Annotated in this window: 21 protein-coding genes and 1 pseudogene; 14 read left to right on the top strand and 8 right to left on the bottom strand. The window is 64.0% G+C overall.

Annotation, left to right across the window (positions count from 1 at the left end):
• Positions 1 to 24 precede the first annotated feature (24 nt).
• From EJ070_RS36930 to EJ070_RS03145, 5 genes are all read right to left on the bottom strand, one after another.
• A complete protein-coding gene (locus EJ070_RS36930; RefSeq protein ID WP_126090019.1) occupies positions 25 to 1,758 on the bottom strand; it encodes a vanadium-dependent haloperoxidase in 1,734 nt (577 codons plus the stop codon).
• A gap of 124 nt (positions 1,759 to 1,882) precedes the next feature.
• The gene (locus EJ070_RS03160; RefSeq protein WP_126095618.1) at positions 1,883 to 2,623 is read right to left on the bottom strand and encodes an ATP-binding cassette domain-containing protein; all 741 of its coding nucleotides are present in this window, start codon (positions 2,621 to 2,623) and stop codon (positions 1,883 to 1,885) included.
• Between the two features lie 86 nt (positions 2,624 to 2,709).
• Positions 2,710 to 3,528, bottom strand: a complete 819-nt coding sequence (ssuC, locus tag EJ070_RS03155; RefSeq protein WP_126090018.1) for an aliphatic sulfonate ABC transporter permease SsuC — start codon at positions 3,526 to 3,528, stop codon at positions 2,710 to 2,712.
• A 2-nt stretch (positions 3,529 to 3,530) separates the two neighbouring features.
• Positions 3,531 to 4,709 carry an FMNH2-dependent alkanesulfonate monooxygenase gene (gene ssuD, locus EJ070_RS03150; protein WP_126090017.1) on the bottom strand — a complete coding sequence of 393 codons (1,179 nt, stop codon included), beginning with the start codon at positions 4,707 to 4,709 and terminating at the stop codon, positions 3,531 to 3,533.
• A complete protein-coding gene (locus tag EJ070_RS03145; RefSeq protein WP_245464915.1) occupies positions 4,706 to 5,629 on the bottom strand; it encodes a sulfonate ABC transporter substrate-binding protein in 924 nt (307 codons plus the stop codon). The genes ssuD (EJ070_RS03150) and EJ070_RS03145 overlap by 4 nt, the downstream gene beginning before the upstream one ends.
• A 352-nt stretch (positions 5,630 to 5,981) precedes the next feature.
• Between EJ070_RS03145 and EJ070_RS03140 the strand changes: the two genes are divergently transcribed.
• Positions 5,982 to 6,320, top strand: coding sequence for a hypothetical protein (locus EJ070_RS03140; RefSeq protein ID WP_126090015.1), 339 nt, complete (start codon positions 5,982 to 5,984; stop codon positions 6,318 to 6,320).
• Positions 6,321 to 6,355: 35 nt separating this feature from the next.
• On the opposite strand, the pseudogene EJ070_RS03135 reads toward EJ070_RS03140, so the two are convergent.
• Positions 6,356 to 7,089, bottom strand: a pseudogene (locus EJ070_RS03135) (FAD/NAD(P)-binding protein); the annotation flags it as partial.
• Positions 7,090 to 7,163: 74 nt separating this feature from the next.
• On the opposite strand from EJ070_RS03135, the gene EJ070_RS03125 reads away from it, so the two are divergent.
• The 3 genes from EJ070_RS03125 to EJ070_RS36125 all read left to right on the top strand — a co-directional run bounded on the left by EJ070_RS03125 (position 7,164) and on the right by EJ070_RS36125 (position 9,098).
• Positions 7,164 to 7,391, top strand: coding sequence for a hypothetical protein (locus tag EJ070_RS03125; RefSeq protein WP_245464793.1), 228 nt, complete (start codon positions 7,164 to 7,166; stop codon positions 7,389 to 7,391).
• A gap of 9 nt (positions 7,392 to 7,400) precedes the next feature.
• A complete protein-coding gene (locus EJ070_RS03120) occupies positions 7,401 to 8,420 on the top strand; it encodes an NADP-dependent oxidoreductase (RefSeq protein WP_126090013.1) in 1,020 nt (339 codons plus the stop codon).
• A 330-nt stretch (positions 8,421 to 8,750) separates the two neighbouring features.
• Positions 8,751 to 9,098, top strand: coding sequence for a hypothetical protein (locus EJ070_RS36125; RefSeq protein ID WP_189350345.1), 348 nt, complete (start codon positions 8,751 to 8,753; stop codon positions 9,096 to 9,098).
• Between the two features lie 58 nt (positions 9,099 to 9,156).
• On the opposite strand, the gene EJ070_RS03110 is transcribed toward EJ070_RS36125, so the two are convergent.
• Both EJ070_RS03110 and EJ070_RS03105 read right to left on the bottom strand, forming a co-directional pair.
• Positions 9,157 to 9,777 (bottom strand): XRE family transcriptional regulator, encoded by a 621-nt coding sequence (locus tag EJ070_RS03110; protein ID WP_126090011.1) that lies wholly within the window; start codon positions 9,775 to 9,777, stop codon positions 9,157 to 9,159.
• A gap of 6 nt (positions 9,778 to 9,783) precedes the next feature.
• Complete coding sequence (locus tag EJ070_RS03105; protein WP_126090010.1) at positions 9,784 to 9,963, bottom strand: hypothetical protein; 180 nt, start codon at positions 9,961 to 9,963, stop codon at positions 9,784 to 9,786.
• A gap of 1,056 nt (positions 9,964 to 11,019) precedes the next feature.
• On the opposite strand from EJ070_RS03105, the gene ssuD (EJ070_RS03100) reads away from it, so the two are divergent.
• The 10 genes from ssuD (EJ070_RS03100) (at position 11,020) to msuE (ending at position 22,070) form a co-directional block, all read left to right on the top strand.
• Positions 11,020 to 12,192 (top strand): FMNH2-dependent alkanesulfonate monooxygenase, encoded by a 1,173-nt coding sequence (gene ssuD / locus EJ070_RS03100; RefSeq protein WP_126090009.1) that lies wholly within the window; start codon positions 11,020 to 11,022, stop codon positions 12,190 to 12,192.
• A complete protein-coding gene (locus tag EJ070_RS03095) occupies positions 12,189 to 13,607 on the top strand; it encodes an FAD/NAD(P)-binding protein (RefSeq protein WP_126090008.1) in 1,419 nt (472 codons plus the stop codon). The genes ssuD (EJ070_RS03100) and EJ070_RS03095 overlap by 4 nt, the downstream gene beginning before the upstream one ends.
• 166 nt (positions 13,608 to 13,773) lie before the next feature.
• Positions 13,774 to 14,877, top strand: coding sequence for a dimethylsulfone monooxygenase SfnG (gene sfnG, locus EJ070_RS03090; protein ID WP_126090007.1), 1,104 nt, complete (start codon positions 13,774 to 13,776; stop codon positions 14,875 to 14,877).
• A 113-nt stretch (positions 14,878 to 14,990) separates the two neighbouring features.
• Positions 14,991 to 15,914 (top strand): ABC transporter ATP-binding protein, encoded by a 924-nt coding sequence (locus tag EJ070_RS03085; RefSeq protein ID WP_126090006.1) that lies wholly within the window; start codon positions 14,991 to 14,993, stop codon positions 15,912 to 15,914.
• Positions 15,914 to 16,810 carry a branched-chain amino acid ABC transporter permease gene (locus EJ070_RS03080; RefSeq protein ID WP_189350578.1) on the top strand — a complete coding sequence of 299 codons (897 nt, stop codon included), beginning with the start codon at positions 15,914 to 15,916 and terminating at the stop codon, positions 16,808 to 16,810. The genes EJ070_RS03085 and EJ070_RS03080 overlap by 1 nt, the downstream gene beginning before the upstream one ends.
• Before the next feature lie 3 nt (positions 16,811 to 16,813).
• Positions 16,814 to 17,854, top strand: coding sequence for a branched-chain amino acid ABC transporter permease (locus EJ070_RS03075; RefSeq protein ID WP_126090004.1), 1,041 nt, complete (start codon positions 16,814 to 16,816; stop codon positions 17,852 to 17,854).
• An 89-nt stretch (positions 17,855 to 17,943) separates the two neighbouring features.
• Positions 17,944 to 19,281, top strand: a complete 1,338-nt coding sequence (locus EJ070_RS03070) for an ABC transporter substrate-binding protein (RefSeq protein WP_126090003.1) — start codon at positions 17,944 to 17,946, stop codon at positions 19,279 to 19,281.
• Between the two features lie 70 nt (positions 19,282 to 19,351).
• Complete coding sequence (locus tag EJ070_RS03065) at positions 19,352 to 20,143, top strand: ABC transporter ATP-binding protein (protein WP_126090002.1); 792 nt, start codon at positions 19,352 to 19,354, stop codon at positions 20,141 to 20,143.
• A 21-nt stretch (positions 20,144 to 20,164) separates the two neighbouring features.
• Positions 20,165 to 21,412, top strand: a complete 1,248-nt coding sequence (locus tag EJ070_RS03060; protein ID WP_126090001.1) for an SfnB family sulfur acquisition oxidoreductase — start codon at positions 20,165 to 20,167, stop codon at positions 21,410 to 21,412.
• A 97-nt stretch (positions 21,413 to 21,509) separates the two neighbouring features.
• Entirely contained in the window at positions 21,510 to 22,070 is a 561-nt protein-coding gene (msuE, locus tag EJ070_RS03055) for an FMN reductase (protein WP_126090000.1), read from the top strand.
• The last annotated feature ends 3 nt before the right edge of the window (positions 22,071 to 22,073 follow it).

The raw sequence follows: 22,073 nt of genomic DNA, 5'->3' as shown, positions 1-22,073 counted from the left end.
CCGCGCTTGCTGTGTGCCGAGACATCACACCTCGGCCTTCGTTCCGTCGAAGCGGGTGAACGTGAATTTCCCGAACGGCTCACGATACGTTTGCCGCTCGTTGCGCAACACGCTGATCGCGACAGCCTCGCCGAGCGCCAGCGACGCCGAGAAGTCGGAGCGCCAATGGATGCCGGCCCAGTCGCGGCCGATGCCGTAGTTCCAGGCGAGCTTGTTGAGCTCGCCACCGACGGTGAGCGGCTCGCCCCGGTAGGGGACGAGCTTCGTCGGATCCTTCGGGTCTGGCTGCACGGGATTGGGGATGACGGCGTCCTCATCGAACAGCGCTTTGAGGATCGTCACGTTGGACGCAGCGATCTGGGCCGCCCCGCCGGGATAGGTGGAGTGGATCGGCGCTCCCTCCGGATACACGTGGGAGAGGAGATGGGTGCCGAACTTGCCGACGCTTCGTGCCAAAGCGGCCGAGTTCAGGACGTCGCCGTGGACGGTATAGGCGTCCACCTTGTTGGCGATGCGGTGGTGGATCAGCCCGCCATAAGCCTCCGGCCGCGGGGCGCGATGGACGTAGAATTTCTGCCAGTACGCCACACGGATGGCCAGCGAAGCAGTCAACGGCAGCAGGCCCTGTGCGTAAGTCAGGCCGAACGTGCCGTACCCGCCGGTCTGCGTTTTCGACTTCACGTAGGGATTGGATTTGCTGAACGGGATCCCAAAGCCTCCGTACTCGGCATTGGCCTTGTCGGATCCCACGCCGAGCAGCAGGGCGGCCGACCAGAATGTGGCCGGGTTGTTGTGCACATATTCGGCGAGGTCGCGGCCGGTCGCGATGTAGCGCAGCGTCGGGTCGAAGCTGGTCGGCTTGGCGGGCGGATTGCCGTTCTGGATGGCGAGCCACTCGTCGTAGCCGGTGAGGAAATCGGTGCCGGCCGCGGCGGTGCGGATGCGGGCGGGGATGAGCTGGCTGCCGTAAGGAGCGTCCTTGAGCAGGAATTGCGAGATGTAGGGACCCTGAAGCGTGCCGGGCGGCGTTGCATAGCGCCCGGTCCGCCCCGACGGATCTGCGGCGTCGACATAGAGTGCTGTCCCGCGGAACAGGGTCTCGGGCGTGATGCTGCCGTCCTTGCGCGGGCCGTTGAAGGCGGCGAGGTTGTTCAATTCGTCGACCGCGGCGAGCACGTCCTTGTTTCTGGTGTCGTTCGTCAGCTCCGACAGCGGAACGTCGCGCAGGAGCGACTGCCAGTAGAGCTCGACGGCCTCGCTCGCCCGGGTTGCGCCGTCGAGCGTCGGAGCCGGCGGGACAGCGAATTGCGGACCGACGCAGCCCGTCAGGTTCACCGCGAGCGAGCCGATCGGATTGAGCTGCTTGCGCTTCCCGCCGAGCGGTATCGCCTCGAAGTCGGCCGGATCGCCCCATGCATAGGCCTTGAGCGCCGCGTCAAAGGCTGCACGGTCGACTTCGCCGCGTTCGTCATGCGGCAGGCCGCGTGTGTCGGAGCCGATCAGGTTCGGATACTTCTGCTCGTCTCCGTTAACCGGATGCGGCGCTATCTCGACCGCGAAATCCGCATCCGCTGCGGTGCTTCGCACGACATAGGCGTGCTTACGGAAGGCGAGGTGGGCTTCCTCCGAGGTTTGTTCGGCGGCGCGGGCCGGCGTCGCGCCGACGACTGCGAGCGGAGGCAAGCCCGTGACGGCTATCGCCGCGACGCCTCCGGCGGCGCCCAGAAAGCGGCGGCGGCCGCCATCGGCAACGCCCACCGAATCTGGCGCCGCTCTCCCACGGGCGGCCCGGCCGTCTTCGCTATCCGATCCGTGACCCCGATGCGTCATTACCAGCTCCTTGCTCTTGCCGAAGCGCCGCGCGGGTCGAGGACCGCCGCGCCTATACCTCTTCGAGAATTCTCGCCTGCAGCGCGACGGCCGCGGTATCGGCGGCCTCCCGTCTCGGCCGGGGCAGATCGACCGGCATGTCGAGCGCTATGCCGCCGTCGCGAATGACGAGCACCCGGTCCGCAAGGGCCACCGCCTCGGCGACGTCATGGGTGATGAGCACTGTCGTAAAGCCGTGCTCGCGCCAGATGCGCTCAAGCAGGCGATGCATCTCCATGCGCGTCAATGCATCGAGAGCGCCGAACGGCTCGTCGAGGAGCAGGACTCCTGGCCGGCTCACCAGAGCCCTGGCGAGCGCGACGCGCTGGGCCTGTCCGCCGGACAGGACGGCGGGCCAGTCCTTCGATCGATCGGCGAGTCCCACATCCGCAAGGGCCTTGGCAGCCGTCTCGCGCCAACCCTTGGTGCGCGCAATGCCGACATTGCCCAGCACGCGATGCCAGGGAAGCAGCCGCGCGTCCTGGAAGAGCAGCCGGACGTTCGATTGCAGCGACTCGACTTTGGCGCCGCCGACCGCAATCGTGCCGCTCGTCGGCCGGTCGAGGCCGGCGATGAGGCGAAGCAGCGTGGACTTGCCGCAGCCGGAGCGGCCGACGATCGCCAGCAATTGCCCGGAGGGAATCGTCAGGTCGAGTTCCGACAGGACGCATCTCTCGCCAAACGACTTCGAGAGGCCGTCGAGGCGGACGTCCTGCCCACCCGGTGACCGCGTGTCGAGGTCGCCCGGTGCCACGCGGCGAAGCAGATCCGGCTCCGCCGGCGCGTCCGCCTCGTGGAACACGGCATCCTTGTGCAGCCGCAGCACGGTCGCAGACTCTCTCACGACGTCGCTTCCCTGGTTGCGTTCGGACGATAGGCAGGATGCCAGGCGAGTGCGCGTGCCTCGATGATCCGCGTGATGAAATCGGCCAGCTTGCCGAGCAGCGCGTAGACGATGATGCCGAGCACGACGACGTCCGTCTGCAGGAACTCGCGCGCGTTCATGGTCATGTAGCCGATGCCGGACGAAGCCGAGATCGTTTCGGCCACGATCAGAGTGAGCCACATGATGCCGAGCGAGAAGCGTAGCCCGACGAGGATCGAGGGGAGCGCACCGGGAAGGATTACCCTGAAGAACAGGGCGAATGGACCCAGTCCGTAGACGCGCGCCATCTCGATCAGCTTCGGATCGACGGTGCGGATGCCGTGGAAGGTGTTGAGATAAATCGGAAAGGCTGTGCCGATCGCGACGAGGAATATCTTCGCTCCTTCGCCGATCCCGAACCACAGGATGACCAGCGGGATGATTGCCAGATGCGGCACATTGCGCAGCATCTGCATCGAGGAGTCGAAGATGGTCTCAGCCAGTCGCGAGACCCCGGCGAGGATTCCCAGCACGAAGCCGATGCCGCCGCCGATGAGCAGCCCCTTGAGCGCGCGTTCGGTCGAGATCGTCGCGTGGGTAAGAAGCGTGCCGTTTTTGAGGCTCTCCCAGAACGCCACCGCTACTGCGCTTGGCGCCGGCAGGAGGCGGGTCGACAGCGCGCCGCTTCGCGAGGCGATCTCCCAGACGATCACGAGGCCGATCGGCAGCGCCCAGGACGCCAGCGTCTGAAACGCTGCCGCGCCGGTGCCGTGAAGGCGCGAGGGCCGGGCCATGCTCAGGACGCCCTTCTTGCAGCGGGGCGGATCTCGTTGGCGATCGTCTCGCCGAACGGACCGGTGTTGACGGAGAGCTCGGCCTTCTCCGGCGCATGCGCCAGCGGCAGCAACGGGAAGACGAGTTCGGCGAACCGGTACGCTTCTTCGAGATGCGGGTAGCCCGACAGGATGAACGTATCGATGCCGATCGACCGGTATTCGTTCATGCGTGCGGCGACTTCTTCCGGCGAACCGACGAGGGCGGTTCCCGCACCCCCTCTGACCAGGCCGACGCCCGCCCAGAGATTGGGGCTGACGACGAGCTTGTCGCGGCGCCCGCCGTGCAGCGCGCTCATGCGGCTCTGCCCGACGGAGTCCATGCGCGCGAACACGGTTTGCGCCTTGGCGATCGTCTCGTCGTCGAGATGCGCGATCAGGCGGTCGGCCGCTGCCCAGGCTTCGTCAGAGGTCTCGCGCACGATGACGTGAAGGCGAATGCCGAAGCTGAGTTTTCGGCCGTGCTTGCGGGTCGTCGCCCTCACCTTGGCGATCTTCTCGGCGACGAGTGCCGGCGGCTCGCCCCAGGTGAGATATTTGTCGACCGTCTCTGCTGCGACGTCGATGCCTTCTTCGGATGAGCCGCCGAAGTAGAGCGGCGGATGCGGTGACTGCACCGGCGGGAACAATAGCTGTCCGCCCTCGAGGCGGATGTGCTTGCCCGACGTCGTCACGGTCTCGCCGGCGAGCAGCGCCTTGTAAGCATGCATGAACTCGCGGGTGATCTCGTAGCGGTCGGCATGGCTGAGGAAGATGCCGTCACCCTTATTTTCGACCGGGTCGCCGCCGGTGACGACGTTGATCAACAGCCGTCCGCTTGACAGACGGTCCAGCGTTGCGGTCATGCGCGCGGCGACGGTCGGCGGCTGTAGCCCGGGCCTCACCGCGACCAGGAACTTCAACCGCTCCGTGGAGGTGAGCATCGCCGAGGCGACGATCCAGGAATCCTCACAGCTCTTTCCCGTCGGCAACAGCACGCCGTAGTAGCCGAGCTGGTCTGCCGCCTGCGCGATCTGCCTGAGATACGGGAGATCGGTCGCACGGCCGCCGACTGCGGTGCCGAGGTACCTGCCGTCCCCGTGGGTCGGCAGGAACCACAGCACGTTCACCCGGTCGGGCGAAAGGTCGGCTGCGGTGTTCACGATTGCGGCTTCCTCACGGCGTCGGCGATCGAGATCTCGTGCGGGATCAGGCCGAGCTTGAAGAACACGTCGGCGATCTTCTGCTGCGCGGCCGCCACTTCCGGCGTGATCGGCTGCACGCCGTAGCTGCGCCGCTGGACCGCGACCTGCAGCACCTCCTCGGGAATGCCGAGCGCCGGCGAGAACTGCTTCGCCACGTCGGCGCGACTAGCGTTGATCCATGTGTCGACCTCGCCGAGCGAGGCAAGGATCGTGTCGACCGCGTCGGGATGAGCGTCGAGGAAGTCGCGCGAGGACAGGTAGAACTCGTGATTGTCCACGACGCCGCTGCCGTTCGCCAGCTGCCGTGCACCGGTCGCCGCTTCGGCGGCTGCCAGGAAGGGCTCCCAGATGACCCAGGCATCGACGGCGCCCTGCTCGAAGGCGGCGCGCGCGTCGGCCGGCGGCAGGAAGTTCACATCGATGTCGGTGTAGGCAAGTCCCGCCTTCTCGAGGGCCTTGACCAGCAGGTAGTGGACATTGGAGCCCTTGTTCAGTGCGACCTTCTTGCCCTTCAGATCGGCCACCGTCTTGAGCGGGCTGTCCTTGGGGACCAGGATCGCCTCGGCTTCCGGTGCCGGAGGCTCATAGCCGACATAGACCAGTGGCGCGCCAGCCGCCTGCGCGAAGATCGGCGGCGCCTCGCCAGTCGTGCCGAAGTCGATGGAGCCGACGTTAAGCGCCTCAAGCAGCTGCGGCCCGGCCGGGAACTCGGTCCATTCGACTGTGTATCCCTGCGGCTTGAGCTTCTCCTCGAGCAGCCCCTTCGTCTTCAGCAGAATGAGCGTGCCGTATTTCTGGAAGCCAATCCGGACGACCTTGTCCTCGGCGTGGGCTGCCGCCGCTGCAATACCCAAGGCGATGCCGCCGACGAGCGTCATCTTTGCGAGATACTGTAGGAACGCTTTCATCAAATCGGACTCCTTCTCCCGGAGGTTCGGTCGAACTCTTGAAATCTATGGGCACGAACGGCGTCGCGCAGTGCGGCGATCCAGGATGCGCCGTCGGAAAAGCTGCCCGGTTCAAAGAGCGTACCGGGGCAGGGAAGTCCCCTCAAAGAAAATTCTACTAATTTGATAGACAAAATCAGAAACAGTTGCCTTTATGGAGACGCCGCTCCGGAATGCCCGGCCGTTACAGCCCGGCAATTTGGCCTCAATCGGTCACACCCGCGGCAACCCCGACGCTTGTCTCGCAAGCAGGGCGCCCGCGAGGCGCTGGCATTGGACACGGATGTCCGGAATCGCCCTCGATTTCGAGGAAGGTCCCGCGGGTGAGGGGGCCAACCGCGTACAACAAGTCGTTGCGCCTTCCATTCCGGTTGATCAGTGCGCCGTCGGTCGCGACGTCGAGGCCGATACGAAGCGCATCCGCCCGCGCCATGCCGCCGGCGAGAAGGGATCGGATCAGGGGGTTCGTGCTCTTGTCCGGATCCGCGACAAGGCCGGCGCAGTCATAGATCTGCCCAGCCCGAATCTCCTCAGTGCGTTGGCCGTCTCGGCGATGCAGTCGCACCGAGAAACCGCCCTCGACGGGTGTCACATCGCGCACCCGGCTCGCAATCACCCGTAATTGTCCCCTCCCAATTGCTTCCGACAGGCGCTCGCTCACCTGAGGTCCATGCGGTGCCGGTGGATATCCCACCAGGCCTTCAGGTGGCGGAAGAACCTGCGCCTTTGGGTAATCGACCAGCTCTGCCAGATCGATTGGTTGTGTGGCCGCAATCCATCGACGACGTCGCGCCAGTCGCCGCCGCGTGCTTCGGCCGCGCGGACGAGCTGGCGGAACCAATTCACGAAATGCGCAGGTCCGCAGCCGAGCGGAACCTCGGATCGTTGCAACACGATAGGCTGGTTCTTGCGGTGCACAGCCGGCAGCAATCCGCGGCGCGAGACAGCGACAATCTCGCTGGCATGCCCGCGAAGCAGCAGCGAGAGGCACGTGTCGACCATGCTGAGGCCGGTGCCGATCACGAGGACTCGATCCGTCCGCTCGCGCAGGGCGGTCCGGCCCGCATCGACCTGTGCGAGCAACAACTGGCCGCGACCGGCGCTTCGGTCGTGCCCGGTCGCCAACACGCATCGTTCGGCCACGATGCTCGATCCGTTCGCCAGGCGCGGCTCTACATATCCGTCGTGCTGCACCAGTTCGACACATTCCTCGTCGATCACGTGCAGCCGTGAACCGCTATCCTCCCGAGGCTCCTTCAGCAGATGCTCCAGATACTCGCCATAGAGGCGGCGCGCAGCGAAATAGGTCGCCGGATCGTCGACCGGAATGCTTCTTGTCTCCAGCCATTGCACGAAATGTCGGGCTTGTCCGCGAAGGCGCTCATGTTCGAAGCGCGGACGTTTAGGAGGTGGTCCGGAAGGTCGGTCGAATAGGCGAGGCCTCGTCCGTCTGGTCATCCCCGGCATGGTCAACCTGGCGATCGGCTTACTGCTGGCAACGTCACTGCTTGCCGTGATCGGCATCTTCGATCTGCTCAATGCGGCAAAATCATCCGCCTCCGCCCCTCAATGGCTGGGCCTCTACAACGAAGCCTATCTGCTCGCCGCGGTGATCTATTTCGTCTTGTGCTTCGGCGGTTCCCGCCACAGTCTTTGGCTGGAGCGATATCTGCGCGGTACATCCACGCCATAGGAGATGCCGATGCCGATCGGGGCGAACACGCGCGTCGTGCTTGCGGCGAGGCCGCAGGGGCTGCCGAAACCGAGTGACTTCAGGGTCGAAACGGTCGGCCTGCCGGAACCCGCCGACGGGGAACTGCTGCTGCAGATCCTTTATCTCTCGCTCGATCCCTATATGCGCGGGCGCATGGACGCGGCGAAGTCCTATGCCAAGCCGGTCGAGATCGATGGCGTCATCGAGGGCGGCACGGTCGCCCGCGTCGTGCGGTCCCGCCTCGATGGCTTTGCCGACGGCGATGTCGTTCTGTCACATTCGGGATGGCAGAGCTTTGCGATTTCCGACGGCACCGGGCTGCGTAAGCTCGATCCGGAGGCAGCCCCCATCACCACTGCTCTCGGCGTTCTCGGCATGCCCGGCTTCACGGCCTATGCCGGCTTGCTCACCATTGGTCGACCGAAGCCGGGTGAGACCGTCGTGGTGGCGGCCGCAAGCGGCGCGGTCGGCTCGGTCGTCGGCCAGATCGCGCGCATCAAGGGCGCTCGCGCGGTCGGTATCGCAGGCGGTCCCAACAAATGCGCGTTCGTGCGTGACGAGCTTGGCTTCGACGCGGTCGTTGATCACCGTGCGAAGGATTTCGAGGCGCAGTTGAAGGCCGCCTGTCCGAACGGCATCGACGTCTATTTCGAGAATGTCGGCGGCCATGTCTGGGACGCCGTGTTTCCGCTGCTCAACGAGTTTGCCCGCGTGCCGGTCTGCGGGCTGATCGCGCAGTACAATGAGTTGCCGGCTTCCGGCGTGGATCGGCTGCCAGGGGTCATGCGCGACGTGTTGCGCCGCAGCCTCACCATCAGGGGCTTCATCCAGCGCGAGTTCGTGGAACAGCGTCCGGCCTTCTACGAGGCGATGGCCGGCTGGATCGCGTCCAGAAAGGTCCGTTACAGGGAAGACATCGTCGATGGGCTGCACAATGCGCCGGATGCATTTCTCGGCCTCCTGCAGGGGCGCAATTTCGGCAAGCTGATCGTGCGCGTCTCGCGCTGACGTCGTCGGGAGGCGCATGGACCCTGGTGAGGGTCGAGCGCGGAGCGCCTTCGGCGATTCGGCAATTTCTTCCGTGATCCCATTGCGCAAAAAAATCGCACCGGAACGAGGGCTGTTCAGAGCAATGGATACTCATTTATCCGGTTGCAGAGCATGACGGACGGCGCGCGGGGGGGCATTTTTCCGCTGTCGCTGACATTTCCTCCGCTGCAGCGGAGGAAAGCGCAGCGTATCCATAATCTGTCGTTGCCTGCGCCGGAATCCGGAGGTTAGGGGTCCGCCATCGACGACCTGCGACGGGCGGGACGTCTTCAACAACCGGAGCAGATCATGAATCCCGCGATGCAGATGCAGCCGATGCCGATGATGATGAATGGCATGATGCCGATGATGATGGGCGGCATGCCCATGAACCCCATGATGATGGGCATGATGCCGATGATGGGCATGAACCCGATGATGGGTGGTATGCCGATGCAGGGCATGATGCCCGCCATGATGTGCAAGATGAGCTGCAAGATGACGGCCAACGGCATGGTCTGCGAAATGATGCCGATGGATGACGCCTCCAAGGACATGTTCATGGAGTGCTGCAAGCGCATGATGGCCATGAACGGCGCCGGCATGCCCATGATGATGATGTGCGGCGGCATGATGATGATGGGCCAGATGGCCTGAGCGCATCGCTGCTGAATTTGGAAAGGGGGTCGGCTTGCCGGCCCTTTTTTCGTTGTGACTAGCCGATAGCCTCGACGTAGGTCATGACGAGATAGGCGATCGCCTCACTGTCGGTGAGATTCCGGTAGCTGTGCGGCACATCGGCCTCGAACAGAATCGCGTCGCCCTCAGCAAGCACATCGGAAGCGGCCAGCCCCGCTCGAATCTCCAAACGACCCTTAATGAGGATGAGATTTTCGATCGTTCCGGGAGCGTGCGCCTCGGCGTTCTCGGTGTGGCCTGGGGCGAAGCGAAGCTCGTAAAATTCGACCTTGCGCTCGCCGTCGAAGGGAAACAGGGCCCGCGAGGTGAATTTGCCATCCGACGAGGTCAGGATCTTCGCGTGCTCGCGACGCAGCACTACCGTGCCTTGAACTTTCTGGCTGTCGAGCAGCGTCGCGAACGGCACGCCAAGTGCCGTGGCGATTTTCCAGAGCAAGCTGATGCTTGGGGCGCTTCTGCCGGTCTCGATCTGGCTGAGCATAGCTCTGCTGACGCTCGAGAGCTTCGCCAGACGTTCGAGAGAGTGCCCCTGGCGGATCCTCAGCCGGCGCAGATTTCGTCCGAGAATGTGAGGAAGCTCATCCGCAGTATCACCGCTTCCGGCGGTTTCGATAGCGCTCGACAGAGTGTCCGCCACGAAATGTCAATTCGCTTTGAGCGAGGGGCCGACCGCATAGACGGGCATGAACCAGACCGGCACCCAAGCCATCGCCATCATGCCAGGCATCATCAGCGGACCGTCGGCCAGCTGCGTCGATCTCTGCGAATTTCGGGCGACGCGATAGTCGTCCAGGCTGATGACGTTGGCGGACCGCGCGGACATTGTTGTCTTCACCGTGATGTTGCCTTTGCCCATTGAAGCTAGCCGAAGCTGAGGCAGATGACATGCCGCGCAATTCTAATTTTAGGCGGTCAGATAAACGTGCTTGCCATGTTTGGCGGAAGGGCGAGCACGCAAGTGCGCCATGGTTACGGCATGGCTGACGATTGCATCCAGACATTTGCGGAATACTCGATGCTGCCTCCAAGCCGACAATCGGTGAGCCGGTCTCGCGTTTGTCCCGTCCGTGACAACCAGTATTTATTCGATCAATGGAGGAAGAGGTCGTCGACCCCGCAAACGCGACCGCAACTGGCCTCGCAATACAAGCTGCCATGGTGATCTGGTAGATAACAGGAGGCAGAACGCGAGGCTCGAGCTTAGAGGGAGGGGTACACAGGTGGAGCTTGTTTATCGGCATCGCGCGGCTGTGACGCTGGTTCCTCGTGGCGAATGCCTGCTTATTCGATTTTCACCCTGAAAGCCGACAGTCAACTTCCGGCCCCACCTTGGTCATTCCGCGAGGCTGCGGTGCGATCGAGACGGAAGCGTTAAATAGGTGTCCGAGCTAAAGGTCGCCTCGTTCAGTGTCTTTAGCTTGGCCAGACCATACGAGAGAATACGAGGAAACGGATTGGCGAACCATCCGCTAACGTATTGTTTTCCTGTCGAAAACGATGACTCTCAGCGACTAACATAATCATTATTCGTCAATGAGTTACGAGGCAGTTCGCCGAACTCGATTCAAGAAGCCGATCCAGCCGCTCGCCCATTCCTTTTGGCTTCTGCGGAATGGCAGCTTTGCGCATCTCAGACGTACGGGCTGGCATCATCCTCGCCCGGAAGCAGACTTTGGCGCGATGACGCTCAACTCTGATACGCGACTGCGGGCCGCCCCGCATGAAACCAGGTGTCGTTCGATAAGGAAATTCCACCCTCTGGCCACGAAATAGAAAACATAATCTCTACAGATGAACTAGACTTATGCTTGATGAATCGCCGGTGGGGCCATTGGCGCCGCCTGTCAAAAACTCATTTGCCTCATTGAGCAGGACGGACATGGCTGCTGAAATCCCCGATCGCATCAAGGTTCTGTGGTTCCTGCCGACACATGGCGACAGCCGCTATCTCGGCACCTCCGAAGGTGGCAGGGCGGTCGATCTCGACTATCTGACCCAGGTGGCGCAAGTGGCCGATACGCTCGGCTACTATGGTGTGCTGTTGCCCACCGGCCGCTCCTGCGAGGATTCCTGGGTCGTCGCCTCGGCGCTGGCGCCGCTGACGAAACGGCTGCGCTTCCTCGTCGCGGTGCGGCCGGGCCTGCAATCGCCGACGCTTGCCGCGCGCATGACGGCGACGCTCGACCGCATCTCCAACGGCCGGCTGCTGATCAATGTGGTCACCGGCGGCGACCCGCTGGAGAACAAGGGCGACGGCATCTTCCTGTCACATGCCGAGCGCTATGAGGTGACGCAGGAGTTCCTGCAGGTCTACAAGCGCCTGCTGAGAGGCGAGACGGTCGAGCATCATGGCAAGCATTTCCGCATCGAGGATGGCCGCCTGCTGTTCCCGCCGGTGCAGACACCTTGTCCGCCGCTCTATTTCGGCGGCTCGTCCGATGCCGGATCGACGGTGGCGGCGCAGGAGATCGACAAATACCTGACCTGGGGCGAACCGCCGGCCGACGTCGAGCGCAAGCTCGACGGCGTGCGCGAGCTTGCCGAAAAGGCGGGCCGCAAGCTCTCCTTCGGCATCCGCCTGCACGTCATCGCCCGCGAAACCACCGAGGAAGCCTGGGCGGCGGCCGACAGGCTGATCAGCCGGCTCGACGATGCGACCATCGCCTCGGCGCAGAAGGTTTTTGCGCGCATGGACTCGGTCGGCCAGGCGCGCATGAGCGCGCTGCATGGCGGCGACCGCTCGAAGCTCGAGATCGCGCCGGATCTGTGGGCCGGCGTCGGCCTGGTGCGTGGCGGGGCCGGCACGGCGCTGGTCGGGGATCCAGCCACGATTGCCGAGCGCATCGACGAATACCGGCGTCTTGGCATCGATACCTTCATCCTCTCGGGCTACCCGCATCTTGAAGAAGCCTATCGCTTCGGCGAGCTGGTGCTGCCGCATTTGCCGACCGATCACCCGGTCAAGGCCGCCGGCTCGTCCGTCAACACCGGCCCGTTCGGCGAGACCATCGCCGGCGACCATCGTCCGAAAACGCTCGCCAGCGCCTCGTGAACGCGCTGCCGCCCCGGCCACGCAGCCACGTCGTCATTCTCGGCGGAGGCTTCACCGGCGCGGCCGTGGCCTTGCACCTTGCCCGGCAGCCCGTGCGCCCTTCCATCACGGTAGTCGAGCCGCGCCCGTTCCTCGGCGGCGGGCTGGCCTATTCCAGCGAGGAGCCGTCGCACCGCGTCAACGTGCCCGCGTCCCGCATGAACCTGCTGCCGGACGAGCCGGAGCATTTTTCACGCTGGCTGGCGCATGACGGCGAAGCCGGACGCGATCCGGAGTCGCAGTGGCGCAACGGCGATATCTTTCCCAGGCGCCGCGTCTTCGCCCGCTACGTCGCCGAGCAACTCAAGGATCACCTCGACAATGGAACGATCCGCCATGTCCGCGAGCATGGCCTGGAAGTAAGGCGCGGCGCCGATGGTTGGACCGTGACCACTTCCGGTCAGTCGATCGCCGCCGACATATTGGTTCTCGCCATGACGCATCCTTCGCCCGATATCCCGGCGGCGCTGAAGCCGCTTGCCGGTGCGCGTGGCTTCGTTGCCGATGTCTATTTTGCGGACGCGCTCGATTCCATAGCTGCGGACGCATCGGTGCTGATCGTCGGCTCGGGCCTAACGTCGGCCGACACTGTCGCCGAGCTCGACCGCCGCGGCCATCGCGGGCGTATCCTGGCGGTGTCTCGTCATGGATTGCGATCGCGCGGGCATCCGCAGCTGCGAGGCCAGCCCTTTGGTGATTTCGCCTCGACACCGGCTGCCACCGCGCTCGGCTTGCTCGAAAATATACGCTCGACGCTGGCGGCAGCCGATGCCGGCGGCGTCAACTGGCAGTCGGTCTTCGATCAACTGAGGCTGCAGGGACCGGCCATATGGTCCGCACTCACGCCAGACGAGCGAACGCGGCTGGTGCGGCGGCTGCGCGCGTTCTGGGATGTTCATCGCTTCCGTATCGCGCCGCAGGTCGAGGCTGTGCTGGAGCGCCGTCATGCCGAACGCACGTACGACAATATCGCGGCAAGCCTCGTGGCCTCGAGTCGCCATGGGGATCGCCTGGCGGTCAACCTGCGGCGACGCGGCGAGAGGCAGATCGAAGCGCTGCATTTCGATGTCGTGATCAATACGACGGGTCCGGCGCATGGCAAGGCGCTGCAGACCAACCCGGTGTTGCGCTCTCTTTGCGATGCCGAACTGATCCATATCGATCGCCATGGCCTCGGGATAGAGACGGCGCTGGACAGCCGTGCTGTCGGCCCGGAGGGCGAGCCGGTTCCTGGCCTGTTCGTCGCCGGTCCTCTGGCGCGGGGCACATTCGGCGAATTGATGGGCCTGCCGGAAGTGGCCCGTCACGCGCAGACGGTCGCCTCGCAGATAGAAGCCCAACTCGGCGCCCAGTCGGCGATCGAAGTCGCCCGCTGAAAATCCGCGACGAATGCGGGCGCGCAAAATTGGTATTTCCGTTCGGACGGCATCGCGAAAAAGGAAAATCCTACTTTGTATATATAATCAGTAGACTAATAAATTGGCGACAGCTTCCGGCCACGGCCGGATCAATCGTTGGGACAGGCCAAGCCGGGAGATTTCCATGCCTCAGAACGATCGCGACGCAGTCAAATTCGCCTATTGGGTGCCGAACGTCTCGGGCGGGCTCGTCATCTCGAACATCGAGCAGAGGACCAACCATTCGGCGGAATACAACCGCAAGCTGGCGCAGATCGCCGAAAAGGCCGGCTTCGACTATGCGCTCAGCCAGATCCGCTTCACCGCCGGCTACGGCGCCGAGGAGCAGCACGAGTCGGTGTCGTTCAGCCACGACCTGCTTGCCGCCACTACGAGCCTGAAGGTGATCGCAGCGATCCTGCCCGGGCCGTGGAATCCGGCGCTGGCGGCAAAGCAGCTCGCCACAATCAGCTACCTGACCAATGGCCGCATCGCAGTCAATCTCGTCTCCGGCTGGTTCCGCGGTGAGTTCCACGCCATCGGCGAGCATTGGCTCGACCATGACGAGCGCTACCGGCGCTCGGAAGAATTCATCCGCGCGCTGCGCGGCATCTGGACCGAGGACAGCTTCACCTTCCGCGGCGACTTCTACCGCTTCAACCAGTATTCGCTGAAGCCGAAGCCACCGCAGCCGCTGCCCGAAATCTTCCAGGGCGGTTCGTCGCGCGCCGCGCGCGACATGGCCTCGCGCGTTTCGGACTGGTACTTCACCAATGGCAACACTCCGGCGGAGATCGCCAAGCAGGTCGACGATATCCAGGCGAAGGCCAAGGCCAACAACCACTCGGTCAAGGTCGGCGTCAACGCTTTCGCCATCGTGCGCGAAACTGAAGAAGAGGCGAAGGCCGTTCTGGCCGAAATCATCGCCAAGGCCAATCCCGAGGCCGTCAATGCCTTCGGCCATGAGGTCAAGAATGCCGGCAAGGCCTCGCCGGAAGGCGAGGGCAACTGGGCGAAGTCGTCCTTCGACGACCTGGTGCAATACAATGACGGCTTCCGCTCGAACCTGATCGGCACGCCACATCAGGTGGCCGAGCGCATCGTCGACCTCAAGCGGGCCGGCGCCGATCTGATCCTGCTCGGCTTCCTGCATTTCCAGGAAGAGGTCGAGTATTTCGGCAAGCATGTCATCCCGCTCGTGCGCGAGTTGGAAAACGCGGAAGCCGCAGCGGCGCTGGCCGCCGAATAACAACGCCAGCCGCTGGCCGGAGATCGTCCGGCCACCCGACGATCATGACCGCACGCTCAATTGAGCGCGCGGCCGGGACCGTGCGCGCCTTCGCTGCAGTTGGGGACGATGGAATGCCGATATCCAGCCATGCCTTCGGGGCAGTCGAGGCTTCGGTCTACGCGCCGGAAATTCTCGCGCAGGGGCCGCCCGCTACTCAGCCGCCGGCGCGCGACGACAAGCCTGAGCAGCCGGCCGCGGAGGGTGGCGCGTCGCTTCTTTCGCTCGAAGGCATAGGGCTGTCCTTCGGCGGCGTGGTGGCGTTGGCGGATGTGGACCTGTCAGTCTTTCCCGGCGAGATACGGGCGATCATCGGCCCGAACGGCGCCGGTAAGAGCTCGTTGATCAACGTCATCAGCGGCGTCTATCGAGCGGATCGGGGTCATGTGCGCCTGAATGGCGCGCTCTATGCCCAGGTCCCGACACAGCAACTGGCGCGTCTCGGGGTCGCTCGCACCTTCCAAAACCTCGCTTTGTTCAAGGGCCTCAACGTCCTCGACAATGTCGCGTCCGGCCTCGCTTACCGCGCAAGGTCGAATTTCGCCGGCCAGATTCTGGGGCTTGGCCGATCGCGCCGCGAGCAGCAGGAGCAGCGCGGCCGTGCCGATCAGATCCTAGAATTCTTGCATCTGACTGGCGTGCGCGACCGGCTCGCCGGCACCTTGCCCTACGGCCTGCAGAAGCGGGTCGAGCTTGCCCGCGCGCTTGTCGCTGAACCGCGCCTGTTGCTGCTCGACGAGCCGATGGCCGGCATGACCGCCACCGAGAAGAGCGAGATGGCGGCCTATGTGCGGGCCGCGCGCGATCGCTTCGCTACCACCGTGGTGCTGATCGAGCACGATGTCGGCGTCGTCATGGGGCTGTCGGACCGCATCGCCGTCCTCGACTACGGACGCAAGATCGCCGACGGCACGCCCGACGAGATCAGGAACGACCAGCATGTCATCGATGCCTATCTCGGTGTCGCCTCTGACAATGAGGACGGGGCAGGCATATGATCGGCGATTTCGACTATCAGTTCTTTATCGAGGTGCTGACCGGCGGCCTGTTGTCGGGCGTCATGTATTCGCTGGTCGCGATCGGCTTCGTGCTGATCTACAAGACCTCGGGCGTGCTCAACTTCGCGCAAGGCGCGCTGCTGCTCTTCGCGGCGCTCACCTTCGTCAGCCTGGTCGAGCGCGGCGTTCCGTTCGCGCTGGCGCTTGCGGTCACCTTCGCCATCATGGTGGCGCTCGGCATCGGCATCGAGCGCGCGGTGCTGAGGCCGCTCACCAACAAGCCGCCGATCACGTTGTTCATGGCGACGCTCGGCCTTTCCTACATCATCGAGGGCGCCGCTCAGCTCATCTGGGGCACGCAGGTGCACGGCCTCGAGCTCGGCATCGAGGACGTGCCGCTGGAAGTCGGCGGCGTGCTGATCAGCCAGTTCGACATCTTCGCCGCCGCGGTGGCCGCCGCCATGGTGCTGCTGTTGTCGCTGTTCTTCCGCTACACCCGCATCGGCCTCAGTTTCCGCGCGGTCGCCGACGACCAGTTCGCCGCACTCGCCGTCGGCCTCAGACTGCCGCTGATCTGGGCAAGCGTTTGGGCAGCTGCAGGCCTGGTCGCGCTGGTGGCGGGACTGTTGTGGGGGGCGCGCCTCGGCGTCCAGTTCTCGCTGTCGCTGGTCGTGCTGAAGGCACTGCCCGTGCTGGTGCTCGGCGGCTTCGATTCCATCCTCGGCGCCATCGTCGGCGGGCTGCTCATTGGGGCCAGCGAGAAGCTCGCCGAGGTCTATATCGGCGACTATTTCGGCGGCGGCATCGAGAGCTGGTTCGCCTATGTCGTCGCGCTCGTCTTCCTGTTGATCCGTCCGTCAGGTCTGTTCGGCCAGAAGCTTGTCGAAAGGGTCTGAGCCATGAGCGCGATCGCAACCGATTTGCCTGCCGCTGCCGGCCTGCCGAGATGGCTGGCGCCGCTGCTCGTCATCGCCTTCGCCTATACGATCGTGCCGCTTATCGGCGGCAGCTATCTGTACGAGGCGATCCTGCTGCCCTTCCTGGCGCTCAGCCTGGCCGGTGTCGGGCTGAACATCCTCACCGGCTATGCCGGGCAGGTGTCGCTGGGCAGTGCCGCTTTCATGGCTGCAGGCGCCTTTGCCGCCTATAATTTCAACCTGCGCGTCGAAGGACTGCCGCTTGCCGCCAGCATCATCCTCGCCGGTCTCGTCGCGGCCGCGATCGGCATCGTCTTCGGCCTGCCGAGCCTGCGGTTGCGCGGCTTCTACCTCGCGGTCTCGACGCTTGCCGCGCAGTTCTTCGTGCAATGGGCACTGACCAAGTTCTCCTGGTTTTCCAACGACTCGGCGTCGGGCGTCATCGATGCGCCGAAGCTGTCCATCGCCGGCCTCGAGTTCGACGGCGCAACCGGCCGTTATCTCTTCGCACTGACCGTCGTCGTCATTCTCACCTTTCTCGCGCACCGGCTGGTTTCATCGCAGACCGGGCGCAACTTCATCGCCATCCGCGACAACGAGACGGCGGCTCGCATCATCGGCATCCCGGTGCTGAAGACGAAGCTACTCGCCTTCGCCATCTCGTCCTTCATCATCGGCGTCGCCGGCGTCATCTGGGCCTTCGCCTATCTCAGGACCGTCGAGCCGGCCGGTTTCGATCTCGACCGCTCGTTCCAGATCCTGTTCATCATCATCATCGGCGGGCTCGCCTCGATCCGAGGCGCCTTTCTGGGTGCCGCGCTCATCGTCGTCTTTCCGCTGGCGCTGTCGCGCCTCGGCAATTTCCTGCTGGGCGACGTGTTCGATTCCGGCGTGCTCGACATGAGCCAGCGCATCGTACTCGGCGCCCTCATCATCCTCTTTCTGATCCTGGAACCGGACGGGCTGGTCGCCCTGTGGGACAGGGTCCGGAGACGGCTCCTGCTCGCCTGGCAATCGAGCTGAGCCGGTTTGGGCCATAGGCCGCAAACCACTGCAGACATTCGGAAAATGAACCAGGGCAAAACCAAAGCCCATACTGGAGCACTCAAACCATGACCTTCCTCAGTACAGTCAAGGCGCTCGCGCTGTCGGCGGCGCTGGCCGTGTCGGTGGCCCTGCCGGCCGCCCACGCCGACGAACAATATTTCCCACTGCAGAGCTATCGCGTCGGACCCTACGCGGCAGGTGGCACCGGATTCTTCGGCGGCTTCATCGACTATCTCAACCTCATCAACATCCGCGACGGCGGCGTCAACGGCGTCAAGCTGACCTGGGACGAGTGCGAGACCCAGTACGAGGTCGAGCGCGGCGTCGAATGCTACGAGCGGCAGAAGAGCCACGCGGGCGCGGCAGCCTGGAATCCGCTTTCGGTCGGTATCGCCTATGCGATGATCGATCGCATTACCGCCGACAAGGTGCCGCTGATCACGGTCAATCACGGCCGCACCGACTCCACCGACGGGCGGGTCTTCCCCTACGTCTTCCCGCTGCTGCTCAATCCCTACAGCGAGACGTCCGGCATCGTGAACTACATCGCTGCCAAGGAAGGTGGCATCGACAAGCTGAAGGGCAAGAAGATCGTCGTGCTCTATCACGGCTCGCCCTATGGCAAGGAGACGATCCCGATCTATGAGCTACTGGCGCAAAAATACGGCTTCACCGTGCAGCAGATCGAGGTGCCGCATCCCGGCAACGAGCAGCAGTCGCAGTGGCTGACGATCCGCCGCGCCAAGCCAGCCTTCGTCGTCCTGCGCGGCTGGGGCGTAATGAACCCGGTGGCGCTGAAGACGGCGGTCAAGGTCGGCTATCCGGTCGACCACATCATCGGCAATGTCTGGTCGAACTCCGAGGAAGACGTGATACCGGCCGGCGATGCCGCCAGGGGCTATACTGCCATCACCACGCAGGCTTCCGGCAACACCTATCCGGTGGTACAGGAGATCGTGAAGACGGTCTATGGCGCCGGCAAGGGCAACCTCGAGGACAAGTCGCGCATCGGCTCAGTCTACCATAACCTCGGCATCGTCAACGGTATCCTCAATGTCGAGGCCATCCGCATCGCGCAGGAGAAGTTCGGTCATCGCACGCTGACCGGCGACGAGGTTCGTTGGGGCTTCGAGCATCTCAAGCTCGATCCCGTCAAGGTCGAGGCGCTCGGCGCCAAGGATCTGTTCCACTCCATCAATGTCAGCTGGGACAACCACGAAGGCGAAGGCTACGTGACCTTCCAGCAGTGGGACGGCAAGAAGTGGAACGTTGTCTCCGACTGGATCGCGCCCGACTGGGCGTTGCTCAGGCCGATCATCGAGAAGTCGTCCGAGGCCTATGCGGCCGAGAAGGGCATCAAGCTGCGCACCGCCGCCGATGCTGATGCACTAGCGACCAACTAACCCACCGACCGGGCGCCGATCATGCTTCGGCGCCCGCCTCACTTCGTTTGCGAGAAGCGGGAAAGACGCGATGCCGGCCAATGACGTCATTCTTGTCGTGGACAATGTCCATGCCACCTACAACCACGCCATCACCGCGCTGCACGGCGTCAGCTTCGAGCTGAGGCGAGGCGAGATCCTGGCGCTGCTCGGCGCCAACGGCGCCGGCAAGAGCACGACGCTGAAGGCGGTCTCCAACCTGCTTCCGGCCGAACGCGGCCAGATCAATGCCGGCACGATCCTGTTCGATGGCGGCGACGTCACCCGCCGGAGGCCGGGCGACCTCGTACGCGCCGGGCTCGTCCAGGTGCTGGAGGGCCGCCACTGCTTCAAGAGTCTAACCGTCGAGGAGAATCTGGTTTCCGGCGGCATCGGCCGCAGCGGCCGGCGCGCCGAGATCAACCAGGACCTTGAGCGGATCTACGAATTCTTCCCGCGGCTCGCCGAAAAGCGCAAAGCGCTTGCCGGTCTGACCTCAGGCGGCGAGCAGCAGATGACCGCGATCGGCCGGGCGCTGATGTCGCGTCCCCGCCTGCTTGTCCTCGACGAGCCTTCGATGGGCCTCGCTCCGCTGGTCGTGCAGGACATCTTCCTGGCATTGAAGAAGCTCAATCGTGAGACCGGGCTGTCGATCCTGGTTGCCGAGCAGAACTCGGCGGTCGCGCTGAAATATGCCGACCACGCCACCGTGCTCGAGAACGGCGTTTCCGTGCTGTCCGGACCGGCTGCGGAGCTTCGCCAGCGCGAGGACGTTCGAGCTTTCTATCTCGGACAGCAGGCTTCGCACGCTGCTCAGCTTCCTCACCTTCATGCCGTCGCCTAACAACTCCGAAGGAGCCATGAAATGACCGTCTCTAACGTAAAGACAGACAAGGCCGTGGCCGCCGTGCCGCCGGTGCCAAGGCCGACCGCTCCGGCGCATATCGTCAAGGACGATGCCGAAGCGATTGCGATCGCACGCCGGCTCGCCGCCGAATTCGTCAAGGACTCTTCCAAGCGCGATCGCGAGCGGATCTGGCCTGTAGCCGAGCTCGATCAATTCTCGCAAAGCGGTCTGTGGTCGATCAACGTGCCGAAAGCTTTCGACGGCCCGGAAGTGTCCTACGCGACTTTAGCCAAGGTGATCGAAATCATCTCGGCGGCCGATTCCTCGATCGGCCAGATCGCCCAGAACCATCTCGGCGTCGTCGCGGCAATCCGCACCGTCTCCGACAAGGACCAGCAGGCGCTTCTATTCGCCGAAGTGCTGAAAGGCACGCGGTTCGGCAACGCCTTCTCGGAATTCGGCTCTAAGCGCGCGGCTGATTTCGAGACCAAGTTCACCGACGCCGGCGATCATGTCATCGTCAACGGCCAAAAATTCTATTCGTCCGGCGCGCTGCTGGCCCATCTGGTGCCGATCGTTGCGCTCGACGACGAGGGCCGCGCCTGGTACGCGATCGCCGATCGTGCCGCGCCTGGCCTCACCGTGATCGACGACTGGTCGAGCTTCGGCCAGCGCACGACGCTGTCGGGCACCGTCATCATCGACAACGTCAAGGTGCCGAAGACCCATCTGGTGCCGGGCTACAAGGGTTACGACAAGCCGACCGCCGACGGCGCGATCTTCCAGATCATCCAGGTGGCGGTGGACACCGGTATCGCACAGGCCGCGATTGACGAGACGGTGCACTTCGTCCGGACGAAGAGCCGCGCCTGGATCGACAGCGGCGTCGACAATGCCTGGGACGATCCCTACACGATCCAGGCCATCGGCGATCTGACGCTTAGGCTTCATGCCGCGCAGGCGCTGCTAGAAAAGGCCGGCCTCGCCATCGACCGCGCGGTGGCCGAGCCCACCGCCGAGACCGTGGCGCATGCCCAAGTGATCACGGCCGAGGCAAAGATCCTGTCGACGGAGATTGCGATTGCCGCGACCAACAAGCTGTTCGAACTGGCGGGCACACGCTCGACCTTGGCCGAGCACAATCTTGACCGGCACTGGCGCAATGCCCGCACCCATACGCTGCACGATCCGGTGCGCTGGAAATACGCAATCCTCGGCAAGTATTTCCTCAACGGCGAGAAGCCGCCGCTGCACGCCTGGAGCTGAACGATCCGCCGCGGGCCAGGCGCCCGTGTGACCCGCCGATGGCGGCCCACTCGGGCCGCCTAAGTCTCAAATTCTGGAGCCACCCGGAGTCCGCTTCATGTCCAATCCAGCAATCGTCGGCTTTTCCGGCAACATCACCCGCCCGTCGAAGACACGCGCGTTCGTCGATCTCATCGTCCAGGATGTGGCCAACCGCCATGGCCTATCTTCGCGGACCTATGACATCGACGATGTCGGCCCCTCGCTAGGCACCGCCAGATGGGCGCGAGATCTCGCCCCAAGTGCGCAGGCGATCCTCGCACAGGTGATCGCGGCAGACGTGCTCGTCGTCGGCTCGCCGACCTACAAGGGCAGCTATACCGGGCTTTTCAAGCACTTCTTCGACCTCATCGATCCGGCGGCGCTGAAGGGTAAGCCTGTGCTCCTGACGGCGACCGGCGGCGGCGAGCGCCATGCGCTGATCGTCGAGCACCAGCTCAGGCCGCTCTTCGGATTCTTCGAAGCCTTGACGCTCCCTACCGCCGTATACGCTACCGACAAGGACCTCAGCGAAGGCGTGCTTCGGTCTGAACCGATCCTGAAACGGACCGCGCAGGCCGTTGATGATGTTGCAGCTCTGCTCGCTAAACGGTCAGGTGTCAAATTAGCGGCAGAGTAGGTT

This window comes from Mesorhizobium sp. M1E.F.Ca.ET.045.02.1.1 (genome assembly GCF_003952485.1).
Taxonomy (GTDB): domain Bacteria; phylum Pseudomonadota; class Alphaproteobacteria; order Rhizobiales; family Rhizobiaceae; genus Mesorhizobium.
Note: the sequence above shows the minus strand (reverse complement) of the source record. Positions and strands in the feature narration are given on the sequence as shown.

What these genes read in the sequence shown, in the direction of transcription:
- EJ070_RS03145 (WP_245464915.1), bottom strand. Translation starts at nt 5,629, where the DNA reads ATGACGCTCGTCGGCGGCATCGCCTTGGGTATTGCAGCGGCGGCAGCC.
- ssuD (WP_126090009.1), top strand. Translation starts at nt 11,020, where the DNA reads ATGGCTGCTGAAATCCCCGATCGCATCAAGGTTCTGTGGTTCCTGCCG.
- EJ070_RS03075 (WP_126090004.1), top strand. Translation starts at nt 16,814, where the DNA reads ATGAGCGCGATCGCAACCGATTTGCCTGCCGCTGCCGGCCTGCCGAGA.
- EJ070_RS03060 (WP_126090001.1), top strand. Translation starts at nt 20,165, where the DNA reads ATGACCGTCTCTAACGTAAAGACAGACAAGGCCGTGGCCGCCGTGCCG.
- msuE (WP_126090000.1), top strand. Translation starts at nt 21,510, where the DNA reads ATGTCCAATCCAGCAATCGTCGGCTTTTCCGGCAACATCACCCGCCCG.
- EJ070_RS03070 (WP_126090003.1), top strand. Translation starts at nt 17,944, where the DNA reads ATGACCTTCCTCAGTACAGTCAAGGCGCTCGCGCTGTCGGCGGCGCTG.
- ssuC (WP_126090018.1), bottom strand. Translation starts at nt 3,528, where the DNA reads ATGGCCCGGCCCTCGCGCCTTCACGGCACCGGCGCGGCAGCGTTTCAG.
- EJ070_RS03105 (WP_126090010.1), bottom strand. Translation starts at nt 9,963, where the DNA reads ATGTCCGCGCGGTCCGCCAACGTCATCAGCCTGGACGACTATCGCGTC.
- EJ070_RS03140 (WP_126090015.1), top strand. Translation starts at nt 5,982, where the DNA reads ATGTCCGGAATCGCCCTCGATTTCGAGGAAGGTCCCGCGGGTGAGGGG.
- EJ070_RS36125 (WP_189350345.1), top strand. Translation starts at nt 8,751, where the DNA reads ATGAATCCCGCGATGCAGATGCAGCCGATGCCGATGATGATGAATGGC.
- EJ070_RS03065 (WP_126090002.1), top strand. Translation starts at nt 19,352, where the DNA reads ATGCCGGCCAATGACGTCATTCTTGTCGTGGACAATGTCCATGCCACC.
- EJ070_RS03125 (WP_245464793.1), top strand. Translation starts at nt 7,164, where the DNA reads ATGGTCAACCTGGCGATCGGCTTACTGCTGGCAACGTCACTGCTTGCC.
- EJ070_RS03120 (WP_126090013.1), top strand. Translation starts at nt 7,401, where the DNA reads ATGCCGATCGGGGCGAACACGCGCGTCGTGCTTGCGGCGAGGCCGCAG.
- sfnG (WP_126090007.1), top strand. Translation starts at nt 13,774, where the DNA reads ATGCCTCAGAACGATCGCGACGCAGTCAAATTCGCCTATTGGGTGCCG.
- EJ070_RS03085 (WP_126090006.1), top strand. Translation starts at nt 14,991, where the DNA reads ATGCCGATATCCAGCCATGCCTTCGGGGCAGTCGAGGCTTCGGTCTAC.